The sequence below is a fragment of the Actinomyces sp. ZJ308 genome (assembly GCF_011752065.1).
Lineage (GTDB): Bacteria > Actinomycetota > Actinomycetes > Actinomycetales > Actinomycetaceae > Actinomyces.
The window spans coordinates 37,707-58,194 of the sequence record NZ_JAAIJY010000015.1 but is presented as its reverse complement, the minus strand read 5'-3'; the positions used below and the strand labels follow the sequence as shown (position 1 = coordinate 58,194).

The window sequence follows — 20,488 nt, the reverse complement described above, 5'->3', positions numbered from 1 at the left end:
GAATTCTGCGGCTATGGGGATTGACTTTCAGGTCACATGTCGGGTACATTACTTTTATCAGTTCAGCGAGGAACTGTATGCGGCCTGTATGGCCGTCAACAAAGGTGTTGATTGTGAAGGAGGGTCCTATGTATGTCGCAGCGCCATGGCGCGTGACCACGACTGCGCGTCGTCAGTCCGTCGTGCGCGAGGGTCGGGGCCCCTCTTTGACTTGCTCCTGACGGTCGATGATGGGCCGGATCCCGTCAGTGTGACGGAAGGGGTCGTGATTCGCGACCTGCTGCTCACCGTCTCGTCGTCGTTTCATGAGGCGATATGAGGCGACAAGCGTCCTGATGAGTCCTTGATCCCATGAGATCGAGTGCGGCTGCTGTCAGACGCATTCTTGATGCGCGTGTCTCACCATGTCTGACATTGGTGGATGGTTATCGCAATCAATTCAGTTACCAAGAGGGGCCTCTGTGTCCTTTTTTAGAGAAGTAGGTGGAGACTTATGGGCTCTGTGCATGCCGCGATGCGGCTTGATGAAAAAATCCTCGACGCTGAATCAGGAAGCATATCCTTCGACTTCAGGTCGAGGTCCGACGGAAACCTGTTCGCGCTGCGCGGCGCCGAGGGATGCTCTCTCGACATGCGCATCGTCGGATCGTCGCTCGTGTACGAGGTGAAGGTCCCAGACAGGTGGAGCAAGCTGGAGGCCGAGGACGTGCGCGCACTCGACGACGGGCGCCGGCACAGCGCCGTCGTCACTGTCGGCCCCTCAGGCACCCGCCTCTATCTCGATGGCTACCAGGTCTTCTGCGGCACCACCACGGCATTCCTCAAGGACCTCCCCGAGCTGACGCAGGCCGTCCTGGGGCGGGGTGGGAGCCCAGAGGTCACCGCGTTCACGGTGCACTCCGAGGTACTGACTGCGCGAGAGGTCCTGGCTCTGTCGCGACGCGCGGAACCGCTGGTCGAGTTCGCCGCGAACCGCCTGAGCCCCTACGACGTCGCCCGCTTCTCCGACTCCCAGCACGGCTCCCTCTGGCTGCGCTTCAGGGTACGGGGCCGTATGCAGCAAGGAGCCCTCCTCGCAGCCGGCGGGCTCGGGCGCGAGCAGCTCGCCGTGATGGTCGGGCCGGAGGGAATCACCTATACCGGCGTGAGTGCGGCGGGGGATCGCCGTGAGGTCACCGCCACCGGTGCATGGAGCGATGGCGGCTGGCACGAGGTCGTGGTGACTGTGGGGCACGGTGCGGTCGACCTCTACGTCGACGGCTTCCGAGAGAAGCACGCTCCCGGCGAGTTCTTCCTCGGTGAGGTCGAGGGACTCGATGAGATCGTCGTCGGCCAGGACTGCAACGGCGTGCGCCTGTCCGGAGAGGTCCAGCGCGCTGGACTCTACGACTACGCCCTCAGCGACGCACAGATCAAGCGGCTGTGCGAGGTCGAGCCGATCGAGACCGACGCCCTGTTCGACAGGGGGTACTGCGGCTCGGCGTCCTACCGGATCCCCTCTCTGCTCGCACTGACCTCCGGAACCATCCTGGCCGGGGCCGACCAGCGCGTCTCCAATGCCAATGACTCTCCCAACGACATCAACTTCGTCGTGCGCCGGTCCCTTGACGGAGGACGGAGCTGGGAGCCCGCACGCACCGTCATCGACTGCCCGGGACGCGGCGAGGACGCCTCGTCGGTGATCGACTCCTGCATGGTCCAGGACCCTCATACGGGCAGGATCCACGTCCTTATCGATCACTTCCCCGGTGGGATCGGGCAGCCCAACTGCTGGGCGTCGACCGGGTTCGACGAGCATGGAAGGCGGCTCCTGCGCGACCTCGACGACGGTCGCTACGTCGTCGAGGCGGACGGTGCGGTGACCACGATCGACGGCCAGGGGACCGAGTTCCGGATTGAGGATGATGGAACCGTGCTCCGCGACGGTCATCCGGCCGGAAACATCGAGCTCGCCCCCGGTGCGGACCCCGCCGAGAGCCTCCTGGCCATCCCCACCAGCTACCTGCAGATCGCTCACTCCGACGACGACGGCGTCACGTGGAGCAAGCCGCAGGATCTCAACCCCCAGCTGAAGCAGCCTTGGATGAGGTTCCTGGGAACCTGCCCGGGCAACGGCATCGCCCTGCGACACGGCCCCCACGCCGGACGCCTCGTGGTGCCCCTCTACTTCAACAATGATCGGAACTGGCTGGCGATGTGCGCCACAGTCGCCTACTCCGACGACCACGGGCAGACCTGGCAGCTCGGACACGGTCCCAACGAGGGCAGGCAGACTCCCGACGGGCGGCTCGACCCGCAGACCTTCGTTGACGAGACCTGGTCCCTGCACGAGGCCGCGGTGGTGGAGAGGGCGGACGGATCGCTCCTGCTGTTCATGCGCAACCAGCACCCTCGTGGACGCGTCGCCGTCAGCGAGTCCCACGACGCAGGACAGACCTGGGGGCCGATCCGCTTCGACGAGGATCTTCCCGAGATCTGGTGCCAGCCCAATGCGATCTCTCTGCCCTCGGCCGCGGGGGAGGACCGCGTCGTCTTCGCCAACGCCTCGCTCATGCTCCCGTTCCGAGGCTGCGGCGTCATCCGACTCAGCCTTGACGGAGGCCGCACGTGGAGGCATTCACGGACCTTCAACCCCGGCCACTACGTCTACCAGTGCATGTGTGTCCTGCCCGACGGAAGAATCGGGCTCCTCTGGGAGAACGAGTGCCAGGGCCTCTACTTCTCCCGCCTTCCCCTGAGCTGGTTCGACGCGGACGTCGACGCCGTTGTCGACGCCGATGTCATCGATCCGCACGCAGCAGCGGACCAGAGCAGTTGCTCATGAAGACGACTCGTCCGCCCGCAACAGGTAACACGTCCACCCGTCACTCATCCCCCGTTCAAAGGAGAACCGTCATGATCCCGTCCACCCCTACCCCTGTCCCGTCCCACCTCCCGGCCGCCTTCAGCCGCCGCAGCTTCATGGTCCTCGGCGGCGTCGGCCTGTGCGGTGCACTGGCCGCATGCGGCGGCAAGAGCTCGTCCGAGGACGAGGAGACCGGGCCGCTGCGCGGCACCGTCACCATGTGGTCGTCCTTCACCCAGGGGCCGCGTGCGGACTGGATGAAGAAGATGGCCGAGGAGTTCCACACCAAGAATCCCGATGTCACCGTCAAGATCGAGCAGTTCTCCTGGTCCGAGTTCAACACCAAGTGGACCACCGGACTGACCGCCGGACAGGTCCCGGACATCTCCACCGCACTGCCCAACAACGTCGTGGAGATGATCAACTCCGAGGCCCTGGTGCCACTCGACAAGGTCATCGACTCCATCGGCCGAGACCGCTTCCCCAAGCCGGCGCTGGCCGAGGGGCAGTCGGACGGCAAGTCCTACTCCGTGCCCATCTACTCCCACGCCCAGGTGATGTGGTACCGCACCGACATCCTGCAGCAGAAGGGTCTGTCGGTCCCGACGACCTGGGAGGACCTGGCCACAGCGGCCAAGGCGATCGGAAAGTCCGATGATCTCTACGGACTCTCCGTGCCCCTGGGCACGGGCGACATGCTGGGGGCGCGCTACCTCAACTTCTACGTCCGTTCCGCAGGACAAAGACTGCTCAAGGACGATGGAAAGGCCGACCTCACCTCCGATGCGGCCCTCAGCGGCATCAAGTACTGGACCGACCTGTACAAGTCGGTCTCCCCGGAGGGATCCCTGGACTACGCGGTCCTCGACCAGGCGACCCTCTTCTACCAGGGCAAGACCGCCTTCGACTTCAACTCCGGATTCCACATCTCCGGAGTGGCCACCAACCGCCCCGACCTGGTCGACTCCATCGCCGCCGCGCCGCTTCCCAGGATGAAGGCCTCCGATTCGGTGAACTACCCGGCCGAGGTGTCGAACGTGCCCCTGGTCGTGTGGGAGGCCTCCAAGGTCAAGCGAGAGGCGAAGGCCTTCCTGGAGTTCCTGTTCACCAAGGACAAGTACATCGAGTTCCTCCACTCGGTGCCCGGCGGCATGCTTCCCGTCCTCAGCGACATCTCGCAGGACTCGAGCTACCTGGGCAACGAGACCATCCAGAAGTACTCCGACTCGATCAAGGTGATCCAGGACCAGGTCAACGTCGGCAGCGCCATCGGCATGGAGAAGGGGCCGCTCGTCCAGGCCGGGGTACTCACCAGCCAGGGACTGATCGAGAAGATGTACCACTCGATCATCATCGACGGCACCGACGTCGAGACCGCCGCCAAGGACTGCGAGAAGAAGCTCAACGAGGCGTTCAAGGCCGCAGGGGCCAGCCTCAAGTGAGTCGGCGCGGTGGCGGGGGCGTGATACCGCCACCGCCACCCGGCCCGAAAGGTGAACTCATGACACGCATCAAACGAATGAACTGGACAGGCGTCTGCTTTGTGGCGCCATCGATGATCGTCGTTCTTGCTCTCCTGATATACCCGGTCTTCTCAAGCATCTGGTACTCCTTCACAGACAAGAATCTCTTACGTACCAGCTACCACGTGGTGGGGATCTCCAACTACACCGATCTCCTCGGATCCTCCAGCTTCTGGAACGCATTCGGGGTTTCGATCAAGTGGACCTCGGCGTCGATCATCGGCCAGCTGGCCGTGGGCATGGTGCTGGCCCTCGCTCTGGATCGGGTCCCGCGTGGATCGGGGCTGTTCCGCACACTTCTCATCGTTCCCTGGGCGTTTCCGGCCATTATCACCGCCTTCGCCTGGAAGTGGATCCTCAATGACGTCTACGGGTTCCTTCCCAATCTTCTGACGTCTGTCGGCCTGACTGACAAGAACACGGCGTTGCTGGGTAACCCCACGACGACCTTCTGGATCGCGCTGCTCATCAACATCTGGTTCGGTGCGCCGATGTTCATGGTGAATATCCTCTCCGCACTCAAGACCATTCCTCAGGAGCAGTACGAGGCGGCGATGGTGGATGGGGCCTCCGGGTGGCAGAGGTTCAGGTTCATCACGCTGACCCACATTCGCGAGGTCATCGGGCTGCTGGTCATCCTGCGCACCATCTGGGTCTTCAACAACTTCGACATGCTCTTCCTTCTGACGGGCGGCGGTCCGGGGGAGAGAACGACGACGCTGCCGATCTTCGCCTACCAGGAGGGCTGGAACCTGCGCCAGCTCGGCGTCGCCTCCACGGTGACGATCCTGCTGCTCATCTTCCTGCTGGTTCTGGCCTTCGGCGCCTTCAGGATGCTCAACCGCTGGGAAAAGGAAAGAGGCTGAATCATGCGGCGTGCTGGTCGTAGTCCGTGGGGTACGGTGTGCGTGTACCTCATTCTCATCGTTGCCGCCTTTGTCGCGGTGTTCCCGCTGGTATGGGTCATCTCCTCATCCTTCAAGACCTCTCACGAGCTCGCGCAGAACCCGCTGCAGCTGTTCTCGGGCTCGCCAACGCTCGAGCACTACCGCAAGGTGATCGAGGAGATCGGGTTCCTGACGAACCTGAAGAACTCACTGCTCATCGCAGGCTGCTCGACTGTTATCGCAGTTGTGGTCTCGATGCTCGGTGCCTACGGGATCGTCCGATTCTTCCCGCGTGTCGGAAAGCAGTTGACCAAGATCCTCATCGGCACCTACATGTTCCCGCCCATCCTGCTCGCCATCCCGTACACCATCACCATGGTCAAGCTCGGGCTCATGAACAGCTATATCGGGCTGATCATCGCCTATCTCTCGTTCTCGATCCCCTACGCGATCTGGATGCTCATCGGCTTCTTCCAGACGGTTCCCATCGGGGTGGAGGAGGCCGCCGCTGTTGATGGGGCGAGTCGGTTCAGGGTGTTCTGGCAGATCTCGGTGCCCATCATCCTTCCGGGGATCGTGGCCACTGCTGTCTACACCTTCATCAATACCTTCAACGAGTTCCTCTATGCGCTCCTGTTCATCACCGAGTCGGACAGGATGCCCGTCGCAGTCGGCCTCTACTCTCTCCAGGGGTCGGAGGTTCTTGACTGGGGAGCCATGATGGCTGCCTCCGTGATCGTGATCGTCCCGTCGGTCGTTTTCTTCATGGTCATTCAGAAACACATCTCGGGAGGGCTCTCCGAGGGGTCCGTCAAGTAGCCCCTCCTGCGTCCTGACCGGGCTCTGCCTCAGTCCTGCCTCCAGCCGCCCCGGTGCCTGCGCCGCGAGTGATCGCGCGTGCGCAGGCACCGGGGTGGCGTCGAGAAGAAAGATCTGCAAGAATACCCATTGACGTCAGATGTCAGACGTCCGATAACCTTTCAATGAAGAGAGACACCACATGGACAACCGTTTCACCGGCGTCATCCCGCCGGTCGTCACCCCTTTCACCGCCGAGGGCGAGGTTGACCTCGACAGCCTGGACAGGGTCGTTGAGCACCTCATCGTCGGAGGCGTCGATGGCCTGTTCGCCCTGGGGTCCTCAGGAGAGGTCGCCTACCTCACCGACTCCCAGCGCGACACCGTCATCGAGCGCGTCGTCAAGAAGGCTGCGGGTCGCGTGCCGGTGCTCGCGGGGGCCATCGACACCACGGCTCACCGTGTCATTGAGCAGGCTCGTCGCGCCGTCGCACTCGGTGCGCAGGCGATCGTGGCGACCTGTCCCTTCTACGCCCTCAACGACGCCGAGGAGATCAAGGCCCACTTCCGGGCCATCGCAGCGGCCATCGACGTTCCCGTCTTCGCCTACGACGTGCCCGTGCGCCTTGGCGGTGCCAAGCTCGGCCGCGACCTCCTCGTCGAGCTGGGCAAGGAGGGAGTCATTGCCGGTGTCAAGGACTCCTCCGGTAACGACGTCGCCTTCCGTCGGCTGGTCGCGGCCAATGAGGCTGCGGGTCACCCGCTCGCCCTCCTGACCGGCCACGAGTGCGTCGTCGACGGCATGCTCCTGCTGGGCGCGGACGGACTCGTCCCCGGCTACGGCAACGTGGACCCGGTCCGTTACGCCAAGATGTGGGAGGCGTCCCGCGAGGGGAAGTGGGACGAGGTCCGTCGCATCCAGGACGAGATCTGTGCCGGCTTCGAGATCGTCTTCGTGCCCCAGGGGCGCTCGGCCGACGCCACCGGCATCGGCGCCTTCAAGACCGCGATGGAGGCGATCGGGATCATCGCGACCAACGAGATGGCCTTCCCGGTCCAGGCGCTCAAGGGCGAGACCAAGGACGCGGTCCTAGAGATCGTCAAGGCGCAGGGACTGATCTGACACCCCGGTGGCTGCACGCCCGCAGTCTCGACGTCGAGCGAGTCGGGCGCGCAGCCGCCAGAGGCGTCGGCGGACACTCACCGGCCCGGTTTCAGCCGGTCTCGATCTGTCGCCGTCTCATCAAGAACCCATTCTTTTCCAGACCCGGCACACCCGTGCCGCATGCCACTTTGGAGAGTGTCATGAGCCAGGATGTCCTCCCATCCGATCCCAGTAACCCATCACCGTCAGACGGGAGCCCGCTCGTCGTCGGACTCGATCTCGGCGGCACCAAGATGGCCGCCGCCCTGGTAGACGTCAACGGGGCCCTGCAAGGTCCGGTGGCCTCCTGCCCGACCCCCGCCCATGACGGCCCCATCGCCATGCTCGATGCCGTCAGCTCCCTGGTGCACAAGGTCGCCGAGTCCGGAACGCACCATGATCCCGGCAGAGCCGTGCCGATCGCGGCGGTCGGTATCGGTACCGCAGGCGTCGTCGACGTCGAGCACGGGACGATCCTGTCCGCCACCGACGCCATCACCGGGTGGGCCGGCACCCGCGTCGCCACCGGCGTGCAGGAACGGCTTGCGGCCGCAGGGCTCGGCACGCTCCCGGTCCACGTCGAGAACGACGTCGACGCCTATGCCGCCGGAGAGGCGTGGCTCGGCGCCGGCACCGGGGCCGAGGTCGTCCTCATGGTGGCGGTGGGCACCGGCGTCGGCGGAGCCCTCGTCATTGAGGGCGCAACCCGCAGGGGTGCCCATCACGTCGCGGGCGAGATCGGACACGTACCCGTCCCCGGCGCGCAGGGCGAGCCCTGCACCTGCGGCAGGCCGGGTCACCTCGAGGGTATCGCCGCCGGCCCGCAGATCCACCGCCGCTACCTGGCCAAGGGCGGGGACCCCGACGTCCCCGACGCCCGTGAGGTCGAGAGACGCGCGGCTGCGGGGGACGACATCGCCCAGGAGGTCTACCGCGACTCGGCGGCCTGCCTGGGCAGGGCGCTGGCGGGCCTGGTCACCGTCATCGACCCCGACGTCGTCGTGGTCTCCGGGGGCCTGGCCCGAGCCGGTGACCTGTGGTGGGAGCCCCTGAGACAGACCTTCGCCGCGGAGGTCATCGACCCCCTGACGCCCATCAGGATCGTTCCCGCCACCTTGGGGACCACTGCGCCGATCGTCGGTGCGGCCCGCGGGGCCCTCGCCCTGGCCGGCGAGCACGACTGAACGGCACTAACCGAGACTACCCAACAACCAACCACGACTAACCACCGCCGTGAGGCGCCGTCTGACAGGACAGACCCATGACCGAGCAGTCACCATCACCCTCGTCAACGAACGATCCGACCACCCCCTCGGGTCTCCACCCCGTCCTGGAGCGCCTGAGGGGAGGGCTCATCGCCTCCGCCCAGGCCTATCCGGGTGAGCCGATGCGCGACCCCCGCACCATGGACGAGGTGGCCCAGGCCTGCGTCGCCGGGGGCGCCGTCGGCATCCGCGCACAGGGGCTGGCGGACCTGGCCCTCATCTGCCAGCACGTCGACGTGCCCGTCATCGGTTTGTGGAAGGAGGGGCACGACGGCGTCTTCATCACCCCCACCCTTACCCACGCCATCGCCGTGGCCGCCACCGGCAGCCAGGTCGTGGCGCTGGACGGCACCCGGCGCCCCCGCCCCGATGGGTTGAGCCTGGCCCAGACCGTCGAGGGCCTGCGCCAGGCGCGTCCCGAGGTCCTCATCATGGCCGACTGCGGGTCTCTGGACGACGCCAAGGCCGCGCAGGACGCAGGAGTCGACATCCTCGGGACCACGCTGGCCGGCTACACCGGCGAGCGCCCCAAGACCGACGGACCCGATCTCGAGCTCGTCGACCAGGTTGCCGGCATCGCGGAGGTCCCGCTCGTCGTCGAGGGGCGGGTTCACACCCCGGCCCAGGCCGCGGCCGCCATGGAGCACGGCGCCTTCGCCGTCGTCGTCGGCACCGCGATCACCCACCCGACCACCATCACGTCGTGGTTCGCCGGGGCCCTGCCCGGTGCCCTGTGGAAGGGCTGAGTGGAAGGGCTGTCAAAACGGCGTCGTTCCGCGACTTGCTCCGTATGTGACGGGTGTGACTGCTGGGGCGCAAATGTGCGAATTGTTACTCGCTATCCAGCGCGACACTCCGGTCTGACCTGACAAACCCAAGGTTTTATGCGTAGCGTTGCCAGAAGTGGCACCACACAAGGGTGTCCGTCCACGATCGAGAGGGAAGACATGTCCGTCAACCGCACCGAGCTCATCGCCGCCATCGCCGAGAAGGCCGGCCTGACCAAGACCGACGCCGACGCCTTCCTGGGAGCCTTCCAGGATGTCCTCGTTGAGAACGTCGCCAAGGGTGAGGCCGTGAAGATCACCGGCCTCATGGGTATCGAGCGCGTCGAGCGTGCCGCACGCACTGGCCGTAACCCCCGCACCGGTGAGGAGATCCAGATCCCCGCCGGCTACGGTGTCAAGGTCACCGTCGGCTCCTCGCTGAAGAAGGCTGTCGCCGAGTGATACGTGGGGCCGTGCCCCTGACGTCCTGATTCCGGTCCGTTGCCGCCCCGTCGAGGTGTGGCAGCGGACCGGAATCATGTGTGCCGCCATCCTGTCGCATCCCCGATTCCCCCGATATCGGGCAGGGCGTCGTGGTTGACGCTCCACTGATGACTGATGATGGTCAGGGATGGGTCTGAGGGAGTAGCCCGGAGCCGTCGATTTCCTCCTGTCGGTGGAGGGGTGAGTAAGTAGACGCTTTTACAGTGGAAACATGTCTGCTTTCACGTCTGCGGCGAATCACTCCGACGGCCCTGACACGGTTACTGCTCTGGCAGGGGCCCCGCCCAGCCCCAGCTCCGTGCCGGCGCTCCAGATGGCGGGTCTGGTCAAGGCCTTCGATCGCAAGGTCGCGGTGGATCGGCTCAGTCTCGACATCCCCGTCTCCAGCTTCTACGGCATCGTCGGCCCCAACGGCGCCGGTAAGACGACCAGCCTGTCGATGGCCACCGGCCTGCTGCGTCCCGACGCGGGTCAGGTGCTGGTCCACGGTGTCGACGTATGGGCCGAGCCTCGGCGGGCCAAGACTCTCCTGGGGGTTCTGCCCGACGGGCTGCGGACCTTCGACCGTCTCAACGGTCTTGAGCTCGTCACCTACTCCGGCCTCCTGCGCGGGCTGGAGCGCGACGTCGTCGTGCCCCGGGCGACGGAGCTGGTCAAGGTCCTGGGACTGTGGGACGCCGGGACGACCCTGGTGGCCGACTACTCGGCAGGAATGCGGAAGAAGATCCATCTGGCCTGCGCCATGGTGCACTCGCCGTCCATCCTGGTTCTGGACGAGCCCTTCGAGGCCGTTGACCCGATCTCGGCGCAGACGATCCAGGCGATCCTGCGGGACTACGCCGCCGCCGGCGGCACCGTGGTCATTTCCAGCCATGTCATGGCCACTGTGCAGCGCCTGTGCGATCACGTGGCGATCATCAACGCCGGTCGGGTCGTCGCTGCGGGGACGACGCAGCAGGTCGCTGCGGGCGGGGACCTCGAGCAGCGCTTCACCGAGCTGGTGGGGGCGCAGGTGCGAACGGAGGGGCTGTCATGGTTGCGACCCTCATCAAGCTGAAGTGGCGCCTGACCCTCAACGCCCTGACCAAGAACACCTGGGCCGTCGTCGGCACCGTGGTCGGTGCCCTGTACGGGCTGGGAGCGCTCGGCCTGGTGCTGGCCGGCGCCGTCGGGCTCGGGCTGAGCGCGGATCCGCAGGTCATCGCACTCCTCCTGGGATCCCTCGGGGCGCTGCTGGTGATGGGCTGGGCCGTGGTGCCGCTGCTCGTCACCGGGGTCGACTCCACCCTGGACCCCCGAGCCATGGCCGCCTGGGCCGCGCCGTCGCGAGGACTGGCGGCCGGGCTGCTGGCCGCCGGCGCCCTCGGCATTCCCGGCTGCCTGACGGCCGTCGTCTGTCTTGCCCCAGTCCTCACCTGGTTGGTGGCGGGCCAGATCCCGGCCGCGATCCTGGCACTGCTGTGTGCTCCTGCGGCCCTGGCCACCTGCGTCATCCTCTCCCGGATCGTGGTGACGGCCGCGGGAATCTCCTCCTCCCGGCGAGGACGCGAGACGACGGCGATCATCGCCTTCCTGGCCTTCCTGCTGGTCACGCAGCTGCCGAACCTGATCCCCAGGCTCATCGGGGACGATGTCACAGTCTCCCTCGAGCGGTTCAGGAGCGTCGCGCGGGTCCTAGGACTGTCCCCCTTCGGCTGGGCCTTCGCCGCCCCCGGCCTCATGGCCACCGGTTCGGTGCTGTCGGCGCTGGTGCTGACGATCGGTGCCTGGGTCATCCCTGTGGCCCTGCTTCCCCTGTGGCAGCGCGTCGTGGGCAAGGTGATGACCTCCCCCGGTACGTCTCGCACCCGGACGCGCGCCTATGAGGCCAGCGACGCGGGCTCCGACCCGCAGCACCACAACCAGCCCGATGTGCTGCCATGGGCCAGCCGGCTCAGCGCTGTCCTGCCCGTGCCTGCCGCCGCCGTGGCGGCCCGCTGCCTGCGCTACTGGCGCGCGGACCCCAGGTACCTGCTCCAGCTCCTGTCCGTCATGCTCGTGCCGATCCTCCTCGTCCTGGTTCCCGCCATGAACTCCAGTCGATTCGTCCTTGTCGTCAACGGTCAACGGCTGGGCGGCAGCCTCGCCCTCGGGCACGCACCGGTGTTCCTGCTGGGCATGGCGCCCGCGCTGGCGATGTTCATGGGATGGGTGATCCACGACGACCTCGGCCTGGACTCCACCGCCCTGTGGAGCCACGTCAGCGCCGGCATCAGCGGAGCGCACGACCGGCTGGGGCGAGTCGCCGGGGCGGCTGTGTGGCAGGTTCCCACCCTGCTCGCCGTCGAGGTGCTCATGGGCCTGTGGACCGGGTACTGGGAGGCGCTGCCGGCAGTGACCGGTGCGAACCTGGTTCTCTACGGCTGCGCGCTGGCATGGTCCAGCGTCATCAGCGTCCTTCTGCCCTACGAGACGCTTGCCCCCGGAGACAGCCCCATGCGCTCGCGGACATCGGGAACAGCACTTCTGGCCTCCATCATCCAGATGGTGGCGATGCTCCTCCTCCTCGTGGTCTGCTCGCCCGTGCTCGGGGCCGCGGTCTACGGCATCGCCCAGGGCCTGCCGCTGTGGGGGTGGGTGGCCCTCCTGCTGGGGGCCACGTGGTGCGGTCTGGCGCTCTGGGGCGGGGTCATCCTGGGAGGCCGCCTGCTCGACCAGCGCGGGCCTCGGGTCCTGGCCACCATCCGCACCTGGCCGGGGCACGCCCAACCGGTGTGATCGCGCTGGTCACACCTTCGCAGGATGATTGATTCTGATGACTCGGAGTAGGGTTGCTCTAAAGTCGCTCAAGAAAGCAGCGGCTCACAGAGGTCAGTAGACTCAGTGCACCTATTGTGTACACCCAGTTGTCATGTCAGAGAGGACATCATCGTGCAGCTTGTCATTCTGGACTCCGCGCAGGCGCTCGCGCAGCGGGCGGCCGACGAGATCGAGGCGCTGCTCAGGGACAAACCGGCAGCCGTGCTGGGGACCGCCACCGGGTCCTCGCCCCTGCCCCTGTACGACGAGCTCGCCGCTCGCTGCGCCGCGGGCCGTCTCAGCTTCGCCGAGGTCACTGGCTTCATGCTCGACGAGTACGTCGGCCTGCCCGCAGGCCACCCGGAGCGATACGCCACCTTCATGGAGACCAATCTGCGCTCCCGCGTCGACATGCGCCCCGGCGCCCTTCACGGTCCGGACGCGCTGAGCCAGGACCTTGAGGCCGCCTGTCGGGACTATGAGGCCCAGATGGCCGCGGCCGGCTACTGCGACCTGCAGATCCTCGGTATCGGCTCCGACGGGCACATCGGATTCAACGAGCCCGGCGGTGCCCTCGACTCGCGGACGCATGTGGGTGAGCTCCACGAGCAGACCCGCCGCGACAACGCCCGCTTCTTCGGCGGTGACGTCGACGCGGTGCCCACTCAGTGCATCACTCAGGGGCTGGCCACGATCATGGAGGCCCGCAAGCTCGTCCTCATCGCCACCGGCGAGGGCAAGGCCGAGGCCATCGCCCAGCTCGTGGAGGGCGAGGTGAGCACCGAGTGGCCGGCAACCGTCATGCAGCGCCACGACGACGCCCTGGTACTGGTCGACCCGGCGGCTGCCGGCCGGCTCACCTCGAAGCCCTGACGACGACGTCGGGCCTCTCAGGGAGAGCCTCCCCACAGGGGCGGGGTGGGATGGGCGACTGCCGGGGCGCTGCGTCCGACCTAGACTGGGCGGTATGACAGACGTCCTCGCCAGTGCTGACCCGGGATCGCCCGGAGCTCCGACCGACCCGGCCGCCGAGCCCACACAGGGCGTCGGTACGGCCGTCCTGGAGCGCGAGGAGCTCCAGTCGACCGACGACGGCGACGCCGACCGCTTCGCTCACTACGTCCGCAAGGACAAGATCGCCGCGGCCGCTGTCACCGGGCGTCCCGTTGTCGCCCTGTGCGGCAAGGTGTGGACGCCCGGACGCGACCCGTCGAAGTACCCGGTGTGCCCCACCTGCAAGTCCATCTACGAGGAGATGCGTGGCGGGGACGACTCCGGCGGTGGCAATGGTCCTCGCTTCCCCCGCTTCCCGTTCGGGCGAGGCGGTCGGTGAGCGCCGCCCGCGGTGGCCAGGCGACCCATCCCACCCCGACGCGAGCCTCGACGTCGGCGGCCCAGAACCTCTCCCCGGCCTACCCGCGTCGCGCAGCCTGGGGGACGGCAGGATCCCTGCGCGCCTGGCAGGCCGCCGCTCTGGGGCAGTACCTGGAGACGATGCCTCAGGACTTCCTGGCCGTGGCCACGCCCGGAGCCGGCAAGACGACCTTCGCGCTGCGGGTGGCCACCGAGCTGCTCAGCTCCGGTGACGTCCACAAGGTGACCATCGTCTGCCCCACTGAGCACCTCAAGTACCAGTGGGCCGAGGCCGCCGCCCGCGTCGGCATCCGCATCGACCCCTCCTACTCCAACTCCCAGGGGGCGCTGGGATCGCGATTCGACGGCGTTGCCCTGACCTATGCGCAGGTGGCCGCCAACGCCAACCTGCACCGCGCCCGCACGGATCAGGCCCGCACCCTCGTCATCCTCGACGAGATCCACCACGGTGGAGACGCCCTGAGCTGGGGAGACGCGATCCGTGAGGCCTTCACGCCGGCACGCCGCCGCCTGGCTCTGACCGGAACGCCCTTCCGCTCCGACACCTCCCCGATACCGTTCGTGCGCTACCAGGAGGACGCCTCCGGCTCGAAGCGCTCCCAGGCGGACTACTCCTACGGGTACTCAGACGCGCTGCGCGACGGCGTCGTGCGCCCGGTGATGTTCATGTCCTACTCGGGGCAGATGAGGTGGCGCACCAAGGCCGGCGACGAGGTCGCGGCCCGGCTCGGGGAGCCCCTCACCAAGGACCTGGAGTCCCAGGCCTGGCGCACCGCGCTCGACCCGGCGGGGGAGTGGATCCCCGCGGTCCTGGCCGCCGCCGACCAGCGCCTGAGCGAGGTGCGCCGCCAGGTCCCCGATGCCGGTGCCCTTGTCATCGCCTCCGACCAGGCCAAGGCCCGCGCCTACGCCAAGCAGCTGCGCGCCATCACCGGTGAGGCCCCCACCGTGGTCCTCTCCGATGACAACGGAGCCTCCAGCCGCATCGAGGCCTTCTCCGCCTCCACCGACCGCTGGCTGGTGGCCGTGCGCATGGTCTCCGAGGGCGTGGACGTCCCTCGGCTGGCCGTGGGCGTCTATGCCACCTCGACCTCCACCCCTCTCTTCTTCGCCCAGGCCGTGGGTAGGTTCGTGCGCTCACGGGCCCGAGGGGAGACCGCCTCGGTGTTCCTCCCCTCGGTGACGCCCCTGCTGGCCCTGGCCGGGGAGATGGAGGTGGCCCGCGACCATGTCCTCAGCCGTCCCGACTCCGCGGCGCAGGAGGACGCCCTGTTCAGCCCCGAGGACCGCCTGCTCGCCGAGGCCAACAGGACCGAGAACGCCTCGGACGAGCTGCTGCCGGGATTCGAGGCCATGGACAGCCAGGCCGAGTTCGATCGTGTGCTCTTCGACGGTGGCGAGTTCGGAACCGGCGCCATGGTCGGCAGCATCGAGGAGCAGGAGTACCTGGGACTGCCTGGGCTGCTGGAGCCCGATCAGGTGACCGCCCTGCTGCGCCAGCGCCAGGACAAGCAGATCGCCTCCCAGAAGAAGCACGCGGCGGCCGAGGCCCGCAGGCGGAGGAACTCAGGCATCGACGACGCCCGGCGCCGGGCAGCGGCCCGTAAGGAGCTCTCCCAGCTGGTGGCCGCCTGGGCCCGCCGCTCCAGCCAGCCTCACGGCGTCGTGCACAACGAGCTCCGACGCGTGTGCGGGGGGCCCGAGGTGGCGGCGGCCTCCACCGAGGAGATCGAGAAGCGCATCCAGACCCTGCGGCGCTGGTTCGTCGGTAAGCGCTGAACGGCTCGGAGGATCCGGATACGACCTTGGTGACTCAGCGTCGGGTGGCGCCACGTCCGTCGAGGTCGACGTGGCGGGTCGGCAGGGCCGACTCGCCATCGCTCAGACGCCAGGCGTCGTAGGGCAGCTCGGCGCGGGACGCCCGGTGCCTCTCCGCCGCAGTGCTCAGGGCCTCCTTGCCACGGTGCTCCTCGATGATCCTGCCCTCATCAACCAGGAGCACCTGGAGCGGCCGGGCACCGGCCTCATCCAAGGCCGCCAGTCCCTGCTCGCGCGAGTCACAGGAGACCACCAGCTCCTCGGCCGCCGTACCCTCGGCAGTGAGGACACGACCCGCCCACTTACGGCCCCCGACGGTGGACTTGCCACCGGAGGAGAACTTGGCGACCTCCTCCATGGTGCCGTCGGCGCCCTCACGCTCCACCAGCTTGTAGACCAGCGCGGCGGTTGGACGCCCAGACCCGGTGACGAGCTTGGTACCCACGCCGTAGGAGTCCACAGGGGCCGCCCCCAGTGCGGCGATAGCGTGCTCGTCGAGGTCGTTGGTGACGGTGATCCTCGTCGTCGTCGCTCCCAGGGCGTCGAGCTGAGCGCGCACCTTGAAGGCCTCGGCCACCAGGTCGCCGGAGTCCAGGCGCACTGCCCCGAGCTCCCCGCCCGCGGCCCGTGCCGCCTTGACCGCCCGCTCCACGCCGGTGGCGATGTCGTAGGTGTCCACCAGGATGGTGGTGCCCGGGCCAAGGCTCGCCACCTGGGCGGCGAAGGCCTCCTCCTCCGTGTCGTGCAGAAGGGTGAAGGAGTGCGCCGAGGTTCCCACCGTGGGAATCCCGTAGAGGAGTCCCGCCTCCAGGTTGCTCGTCCCCGTAAAGCCGCCGACCACCGAGGCCCGGGCAGCGGCCACGGCCGCCAGCTCGTGGGCGCGCCGCGCGCCGAAGTCCACGCAGGGACGCCCGTGGGCGGCGATCGTCATACGGGAGGCCGCCGCGGCGACGGCGCAGTCGTAGTTGTAGATCGACAGGGCCAGGGTCTCCAGGATGCAGGCCTCGGCGAAGGTCCCCTCGACGGTCAGCAGCGGTGAGCCCGCGAAGTAGCACTCGCCCTCGGCATAGCCCCGGATCGTCCCGGTGAAGCGGTAGCCGCGCAGGAAGTCAAGGGTCTCGTCGTTGACGACCCCGGCGCGGTGCAGGAAATCGATCTGGGAGGGAGTGAAGGTGAAGGCCTCGATGGCCTCCAGCAGCCGGCCGGTGCCCGCAACGACGCCGAAGCGGCGTGAGCCGGGGAGTCTGCGGCCGAAGAGCTCGAAGACGCTGCGTCTGGTGGCGGTCCCCGACGCCAGCGCTCCTTGAAGCATGGTGAGCTCATACATGTCGGTCAGCAGCGAGGTCGAGGCCGTGGACACGTCCATCGAAGCAGTGGTGGAATCAGCAGCGGGCACGTAGTCGTTCACGGGGACAACCTATCGCGCCTCACCGCTACCCTGGAGGCATGAGCGCCTCGTTGCCCGTCGCGGAACCGGAGATCCTGGAGGAGTCGAGTATCCGTGCCCAGCGCCTGTGGTGCACCGTGGTCCATGACGACCCGGTCAACACGATGAGCTACGTGACCTGGGTCTTCCACTCCTACTTCGGCTTCTCCCTGCCCGTGGCCGAGGCGCGCATGATGCAGGTGCACACCACCGGTCGCGCCGTGGTCTCCCGGGGCGCCCGAGAGCGCATGGAGGTCGATGTGACCGCGATGCACGGTTACGGACTGCGGGCCACGATCGAGCCCCTGGGCGACGACGGCCACGGCTCGGCGAGCGATTCCGCGGGAGGGGAGTAGGCAGTGCGAGCCTTTCGCCGAGTCTCCGAGGGACTGGCCTGCGGCCTCGACGACTGGGAGCGTGAGCTCCTCGCCCGGTTGGCCCTTGAGGTCAGAGCCCTTCTCCAGGCGGACGACCCCGCCGACGAGGACGCGGATGAGTCCCCCGTCCCGCCGTCGTCCCCTACTGATCCGGGGCGTCCGGGGGAGAGTGAGCGGGACCGCGAGGTCCTGGCGGCCCTGGACTTCGATCTCGATCCGCCTGGCAATCACGTTCACGCCGGCCGCTCGACGACGGATCCCGTTGTCGGCGTCCTGCTCCCGCAGGCCTCTGAGGATCCGGTGACTGCGATGGAGGTGAGCAGCCTGACCCGTGCACGCCTGCGGGACGGCAAGGTCGACCGTCTGGCGCGGCTGGTCGCTGAGCTGAGCGCCCCATCGGGACCCGAGGGGACGATCCTGGTGGCACTCGGTCAGGAGTCCGACTGGCTGGGGGCTATCAACGATATCCGCCTCGTGCTGGCTCAGCGCCTGGGCATCGAGTCGGCTCAGGACGCCGGGCGCGTCCGCGACGTCGCCTTCCGGGAGGCGCCCGAGAGCGAGACTCCTCACGAGCAGTGGTACCGGGGTACGGCACTCGTCTACGACATGGTCACCTGGTGGCAGGAATCACTGGTATCCGCGCTGTTCGGGGGCACAGGCCCCGCATAGTCTCGCGGTGTGAATGATGCTCCGATCGGGATGTTCGACTCTGGGGTCGGTGGCCTCACCGTCGCCCGTTCCGTCCTCGACCAGCTGCCCCATGAGCAGGTGCTCTACATCGGGGACACCGCCAACGGCCCCTATGGCCCCCGAGACATCGCAGAGGTCCGCTCCCTTGCCCTGAGCATCATGGACGAGCTCGTGGACCGAGGGGTCAAGCTGCTCGTCATCGCCTGCAACACCGCGTCCGCGGCCGTCCTGCACGACGCGCGTGAGCGCTACACGCTGGGACGGGGTGTGCCGGTCATCGAGGTGATTCACCCGGCCGCGCGCACGGCGGCCCGGGTGACCCGCAACGGCAGGGTGGGCCTGGTCGCCACCCGGGGGACCGTCGACTCACGCGCCTATGACGACGCGCTCCAGGCCGTCCCCGGCGTTGAGCTCTTCTCGCAGGCCTGCCCGCGCTTCGTCGAGCTCGCCGAACGAGGCGTGACCACCGGGCCGGAGGTGCTCGACGTCGCCGAGGAGTACCTCGCCCCCATCAAGACCGCAGGCGTCGACACCCTCATCCTGGGGTGCACCCACTACCCCCTGCTGGTAGGGCCGATCTCCTACGTGATGGGGGAGGACGTGGCCCTGGTGACCTCCTCGGACGAGACCGCCAAGGACGTCTACCGGGCACTGGCCCGCAAGAACCTCCTGCGCGGCCCCGATGGTGCCGAACCGCGCCACGAGTTCCGATCCACCGGCGACCCGGAGGCCTTCTCGGTGCTGGCGCGGCGGTTCCTCGGACCCGAGGTCGCCGCCGTCGAGCGCGTCGCCTTCGCCGCTGATGCCGCGGGCACTCGCGTCGAGCCATCCGATCTTTCCTCGCTTCCCACCGCCCTATAAAGGATCTGCATCTGCATGAGACTGACGATTATCGGCTGCTCGGGATCCATGTCGGGGCCCCAGTCCTCGGCCTCGTCGTATCTGGTTCAGGCCGACGGAGTCGATGCCGGCGGTGCGCTGCGCACCTACTCGATCGTCCTGGACCTCGGGCCGGGTTCGATGGGGCAGCTGCTGCGCCACCTCGATCCCGCCGAGCTCGATGCCATCGCGATCTCCCACTGCCACGCCGACCACATGGTCGACCTGGTGGGGATGCACGTCTACCGGCGTTGGCTGCCCACCGGGGCACTCGGGCCGGTCGCCTGCCTGGGCCCCTCGGAGCTGCTGGAGCGCCTTCAGGGAGTTGACGGTGTGCCGCCCAGCGAGCGCTACGCCACGGAGTTCGGTTTCGTCACCGCCGTGCCCGGCAGGTCCTACAGCGTGGGCCCCATGGTGATCTCGCCCTTCGAGGCCCTCCACCCGGTGGAGGCCTACGGATACCGGATCGAGGGGCCGAGCGAGCAGGACCCGTCGCAGCGGGTCAGCCTGGCCTTCACCGGGGACACGGACTCCTGCCAGGGCATGAGCGACATGGCCCGGGGCGTGGACCTGCTCCTGGCCGAGGCGGCCTTCGTCGAGGACCGTGACACGGTGGGCGGAATGCATATGACCGGTCGTCGCGCCGGGGAGCTGGCAGCCCAGGCCGGTGCGGGCCACCTGGTCCTCACCCACATCCAGCCCTGGACCGATCCGGCCATCCCCCTCAAGGAGGCCGCATCGGTCTACTCGGGCCCGTTGGAGGCGGCGACACCTGACGCCGTCTGGGAGCTGTGAGCACCGACGGGCACGATCGCTCCGCCCGGCCGCAGGCGATCTCCTTCGCCCCGGCTCTTCCCGACGGGGCCGACTGCCCCTGGACCCGGGACCGCAGGACGCGCTGGTGGCTGGTTGTGCCCGCGGACCTGGTAGCCGTGGCGCTCGTGGCCCTGTTCGGTGCCGCCTCCACGCGCACGCTGGGACAGGTCATCACCCCGCTGTGGCAGGCGGCCATCGCAGTGGCCGTCGCCTGGGCGGCTACCTGGTGCATTCGACGTCGTCGCCCCGATCACCTGGAGATGGCGCTGCCCGATGGGCTGGTCGTCGTGGGCCTGACCTGGGCGACCTGGACCGTGCTGCGCGAGCTCACGCTGGCCGCGTTCAGCGATGTCCCGGCCAGCGCCTCCTGGGCGCTGATGACCGGAACCTTCCTCCTGGTCTTCCTGGGGGGATGGCGATGGCTCTACGGCTATGTGCGGGCCCATGACTCCCTGACCCCCAAGCCCGTTGCGCGGCGCCTCGCTGAGCAGGCGGAGCGGCAGGAGCAGGAGGGGCGCTAGCCCCGCGAAGGGCGCTCCCGGTCCTTCCCGGCTCTCGGGATTCCTCTTTATGGGGTGGCAACCCGGCTGTTCATAC

The 20,488-nt window shown here is 67.7% G+C and carries 19 protein-coding genes; 18 read left to right on the top strand and 1 reads right to left on the bottom strand.

The features are described from left to right. Positions 1-514: 514 nt before the first annotated feature. The 13 genes from HCR68_RS07980 to HCR68_RS07920 all read left to right on the top strand — a co-directional run bounded on the left by HCR68_RS07980 (position 515) and on the right by HCR68_RS07920 (position 15,664). Positions 515-2,824 (top strand): sialidase family protein, encoded by a 2,310-nt coding sequence (locus tag HCR68_RS07980; RefSeq protein WP_167148376.1) that lies wholly within the window; start codon positions 515-517, stop codon positions 2,822-2,824. Between the two features lie 71 nt (positions 2,825-2,895). Further along, positions 2,896-4,287 carry a sugar ABC transporter substrate-binding protein gene (locus HCR68_RS07975; protein ID WP_167148374.1) on the top strand — a complete coding sequence of 464 codons (1,392 nt, stop codon included), beginning with the start codon at positions 2,896-2,898 and terminating at the stop codon, positions 4,285-4,287. Positions 4,288-4,400: 113 nt separating this feature from the next. Then, positions 4,401-5,234 carry a sugar ABC transporter permease gene (locus tag HCR68_RS07970; protein ID WP_243858997.1) on the top strand — a complete coding sequence of 278 codons (834 nt, stop codon included), beginning with the start codon at positions 4,401-4,403 and terminating at the stop codon, positions 5,232-5,234. A 3-nt stretch (positions 5,235-5,237) separates the two neighbouring features. Then, on the top strand, positions 5,238-6,074 hold the full coding sequence (locus HCR68_RS07965; RefSeq protein WP_167148372.1) for a carbohydrate ABC transporter permease: 837 nt from the start codon (positions 5,238-5,240) through the stop codon (positions 6,072-6,074). Between the two features lie 181 nt (positions 6,075-6,255). Further along, positions 6,256-7,176, top strand: coding sequence for a dihydrodipicolinate synthase family protein (locus tag HCR68_RS07960; protein ID WP_167148371.1), 921 nt, complete (start codon positions 6,256-6,258; stop codon positions 7,174-7,176). A gap of 182 nt (positions 7,177-7,358) precedes the next feature. Then, positions 7,359-8,381: an ROK family protein gene (locus HCR68_RS07955; RefSeq protein WP_167148369.1), complete on the top strand. Its 1,023-nt coding sequence runs from the start codon at positions 7,359-7,361 to the stop codon at positions 8,379-8,381. Positions 8,382-8,458: 77 nt separating this feature from the next. Continuing rightward, positions 8,459-9,208: an N-acetylmannosamine-6-phosphate 2-epimerase gene (locus HCR68_RS07950; protein WP_167148367.1), complete on the top strand. Its 750-nt coding sequence runs from the start codon at positions 8,459-8,461 to the stop codon at positions 9,206-9,208. 201 nt (positions 9,209-9,409) lie between these two features. Continuing rightward, positions 9,410-9,691 (top strand): HU family DNA-binding protein, encoded by a 282-nt coding sequence (locus tag HCR68_RS07945; protein WP_003783064.1) that lies wholly within the window; start codon positions 9,410-9,412, stop codon positions 9,689-9,691. Positions 9,692-9,944: 253 nt separating this feature from the next. Continuing rightward, on the top strand, positions 9,945-10,790 hold the full coding sequence (locus HCR68_RS07940; RefSeq protein ID WP_167148365.1) for an ABC transporter ATP-binding protein: 846 nt from the start codon (positions 9,945-9,947) through the stop codon (positions 10,788-10,790). Then, positions 10,766-12,490, top strand: coding sequence for a transporter (locus HCR68_RS07935; RefSeq protein WP_167148363.1), 1,725 nt, complete (start codon positions 10,766-10,768; stop codon positions 12,488-12,490). Before HCR68_RS07940 ends, HCR68_RS07935 begins: the two co-directional genes overlap by 25 nt. Before the next feature lie 153 nt (positions 12,491-12,643). After that, positions 12,644-13,384: a glucosamine-6-phosphate deaminase gene (nagB, locus tag HCR68_RS07930; RefSeq protein ID WP_167148362.1), complete on the top strand. Its 741-nt coding sequence runs from the start codon at positions 12,644-12,646 to the stop codon at positions 13,382-13,384. A gap of 94 nt (positions 13,385-13,478) precedes the next feature. Next, positions 13,479-13,844 (top strand): DUF3039 domain-containing protein, encoded by a 366-nt coding sequence (locus HCR68_RS07925; protein WP_167148360.1) that lies wholly within the window; start codon positions 13,479-13,481, stop codon positions 13,842-13,844. Then, entirely contained in the window at positions 13,841-15,664 is a 1,824-nt protein-coding gene (locus HCR68_RS07920) for a DEAD/DEAH box helicase (protein ID WP_167148358.1), read from the top strand. Before HCR68_RS07925 ends, HCR68_RS07920 begins: the two co-directional genes overlap by 4 nt. Before the next feature lie 34 nt (positions 15,665-15,698). Here the strand turns inward: HCR68_RS07920 and HCR68_RS07915 are convergent, their stop codons facing one another. Next, positions 15,699-17,069 (bottom strand): nicotinate phosphoribosyltransferase, encoded by a 1,371-nt coding sequence (locus tag HCR68_RS07915; RefSeq protein ID WP_167148403.1) that lies wholly within the window; start codon positions 17,067-17,069, stop codon positions 15,699-15,701. 80 nt (positions 17,070-17,149) lie between these two features. On the opposite strand from HCR68_RS07915, the gene clpS reads away from it, so the two are divergent. From clpS to HCR68_RS07890, 5 genes are read left to right on the top strand one after another with little or no spacing between them, the layout of a single operon-like run. Beyond that, complete coding sequence (gene clpS / locus HCR68_RS07910; RefSeq protein WP_167148356.1) at positions 17,150-17,485, top strand: ATP-dependent Clp protease adapter ClpS; 336 nt, start codon at positions 17,150-17,152, stop codon at positions 17,483-17,485. Between the two features lie 3 nt (positions 17,486-17,488). Beyond that, positions 17,489-18,175 (top strand): DUF2017 family protein, encoded by a 687-nt coding sequence (locus HCR68_RS07905; RefSeq protein ID WP_167148354.1) that lies wholly within the window; start codon positions 17,489-17,491, stop codon positions 18,173-18,175. A 30-nt stretch (positions 18,176-18,205) separates the two neighbouring features. Further along, on the top strand, positions 18,206-19,057 hold the full coding sequence (gene murI / locus HCR68_RS07900; protein WP_243859002.1) for a glutamate racemase: 852 nt from the start codon (positions 18,206-18,208) through the stop codon (positions 19,055-19,057). Positions 19,058-19,072: 15 nt separating this feature from the next. Further along, positions 19,073-19,870 carry an MBL fold metallo-hydrolase gene (locus HCR68_RS07895; RefSeq protein ID WP_167148350.1) on the top strand — a complete coding sequence of 266 codons (798 nt, stop codon included), beginning with the start codon at positions 19,073-19,075 and terminating at the stop codon, positions 19,868-19,870. Continuing rightward, positions 19,867-20,412 carry a DUF3054 family protein gene (locus HCR68_RS07890; protein WP_167148348.1) on the top strand — a complete coding sequence of 182 codons (546 nt, stop codon included), beginning with the start codon at positions 19,867-19,869 and terminating at the stop codon, positions 20,410-20,412. Before HCR68_RS07895 ends, HCR68_RS07890 begins: the two co-directional genes overlap by 4 nt. Positions 20,413-20,488 lie beyond the last annotated feature (76 nt).

Excerpts from the sequence above, each read along its gene's own strand:
- HCR68_RS07975 (WP_167148374.1), top strand. The coding sequence starts at position 2,896 with ATGATCCCGTCCACCCCTACCCCTGTCCCGTCCCACCTCCCGGCCGCC.
- HCR68_RS07980 (WP_167148376.1), top strand. The coding sequence starts at position 515 with ATGCGGCTTGATGAAAAAATCCTCGACGCTGAATCAGGAAGCATATCC.
- HCR68_RS07950 (WP_167148367.1), top strand. The coding sequence starts at position 8,459 with ATGACCGAGCAGTCACCATCACCCTCGTCAACGAACGATCCGACCACC.
- HCR68_RS07945 (WP_003783064.1), top strand. The coding sequence starts at position 9,410 with ATGTCCGTCAACCGCACCGAGCTCATCGCCGCCATCGCCGAGAAGGCC.
- HCR68_RS07955 (WP_167148369.1), top strand. The coding sequence starts at position 7,359 with ATGAGCCAGGATGTCCTCCCATCCGATCCCAGTAACCCATCACCGTCA.
- HCR68_RS07960 (WP_167148371.1), top strand. The coding sequence starts at position 6,256 with ATGGACAACCGTTTCACCGGCGTCATCCCGCCGGTCGTCACCCCTTTC.
- murI (WP_243859002.1), top strand. The coding sequence starts at position 18,206 with ATGTTCGACTCTGGGGTCGGTGGCCTCACCGTCGCCCGTTCCGTCCTC.
- HCR68_RS07935 (WP_167148363.1), top strand. The coding sequence starts at position 10,766 with ATGGTTGCGACCCTCATCAAGCTGAAGTGGCGCCTGACCCTCAACGCC.
- HCR68_RS07925 (WP_167148360.1), top strand. The coding sequence starts at position 13,479 with ATGACAGACGTCCTCGCCAGTGCTGACCCGGGATCGCCCGGAGCTCCG.
- clpS (WP_167148356.1), top strand. The coding sequence starts at position 17,150 with ATGAGCGCCTCGTTGCCCGTCGCGGAACCGGAGATCCTGGAGGAGTCG.
- HCR68_RS07895 (WP_167148350.1), top strand. The coding sequence starts at position 19,073 with ATGAGACTGACGATTATCGGCTGCTCGGGATCCATGTCGGGGCCCCAG.
- HCR68_RS07940 (WP_167148365.1), top strand. The coding sequence starts at position 9,945 with ATGTCTGCTTTCACGTCTGCGGCGAATCACTCCGACGGCCCTGACACG.
- HCR68_RS07915 (WP_167148403.1), bottom strand. The coding sequence starts at position 17,069 with ATGGACGTGTCCACGGCCTCGACCTCGCTGCTGACCGACATGTATGAG.
- HCR68_RS07970 (WP_243858997.1), top strand. The coding sequence starts at position 4,401 with ATGATCGTCGTTCTTGCTCTCCTGATATACCCGGTCTTCTCAAGCATC.
- HCR68_RS07965 (WP_167148372.1), top strand. The coding sequence starts at position 5,238 with ATGCGGCGTGCTGGTCGTAGTCCGTGGGGTACGGTGTGCGTGTACCTC.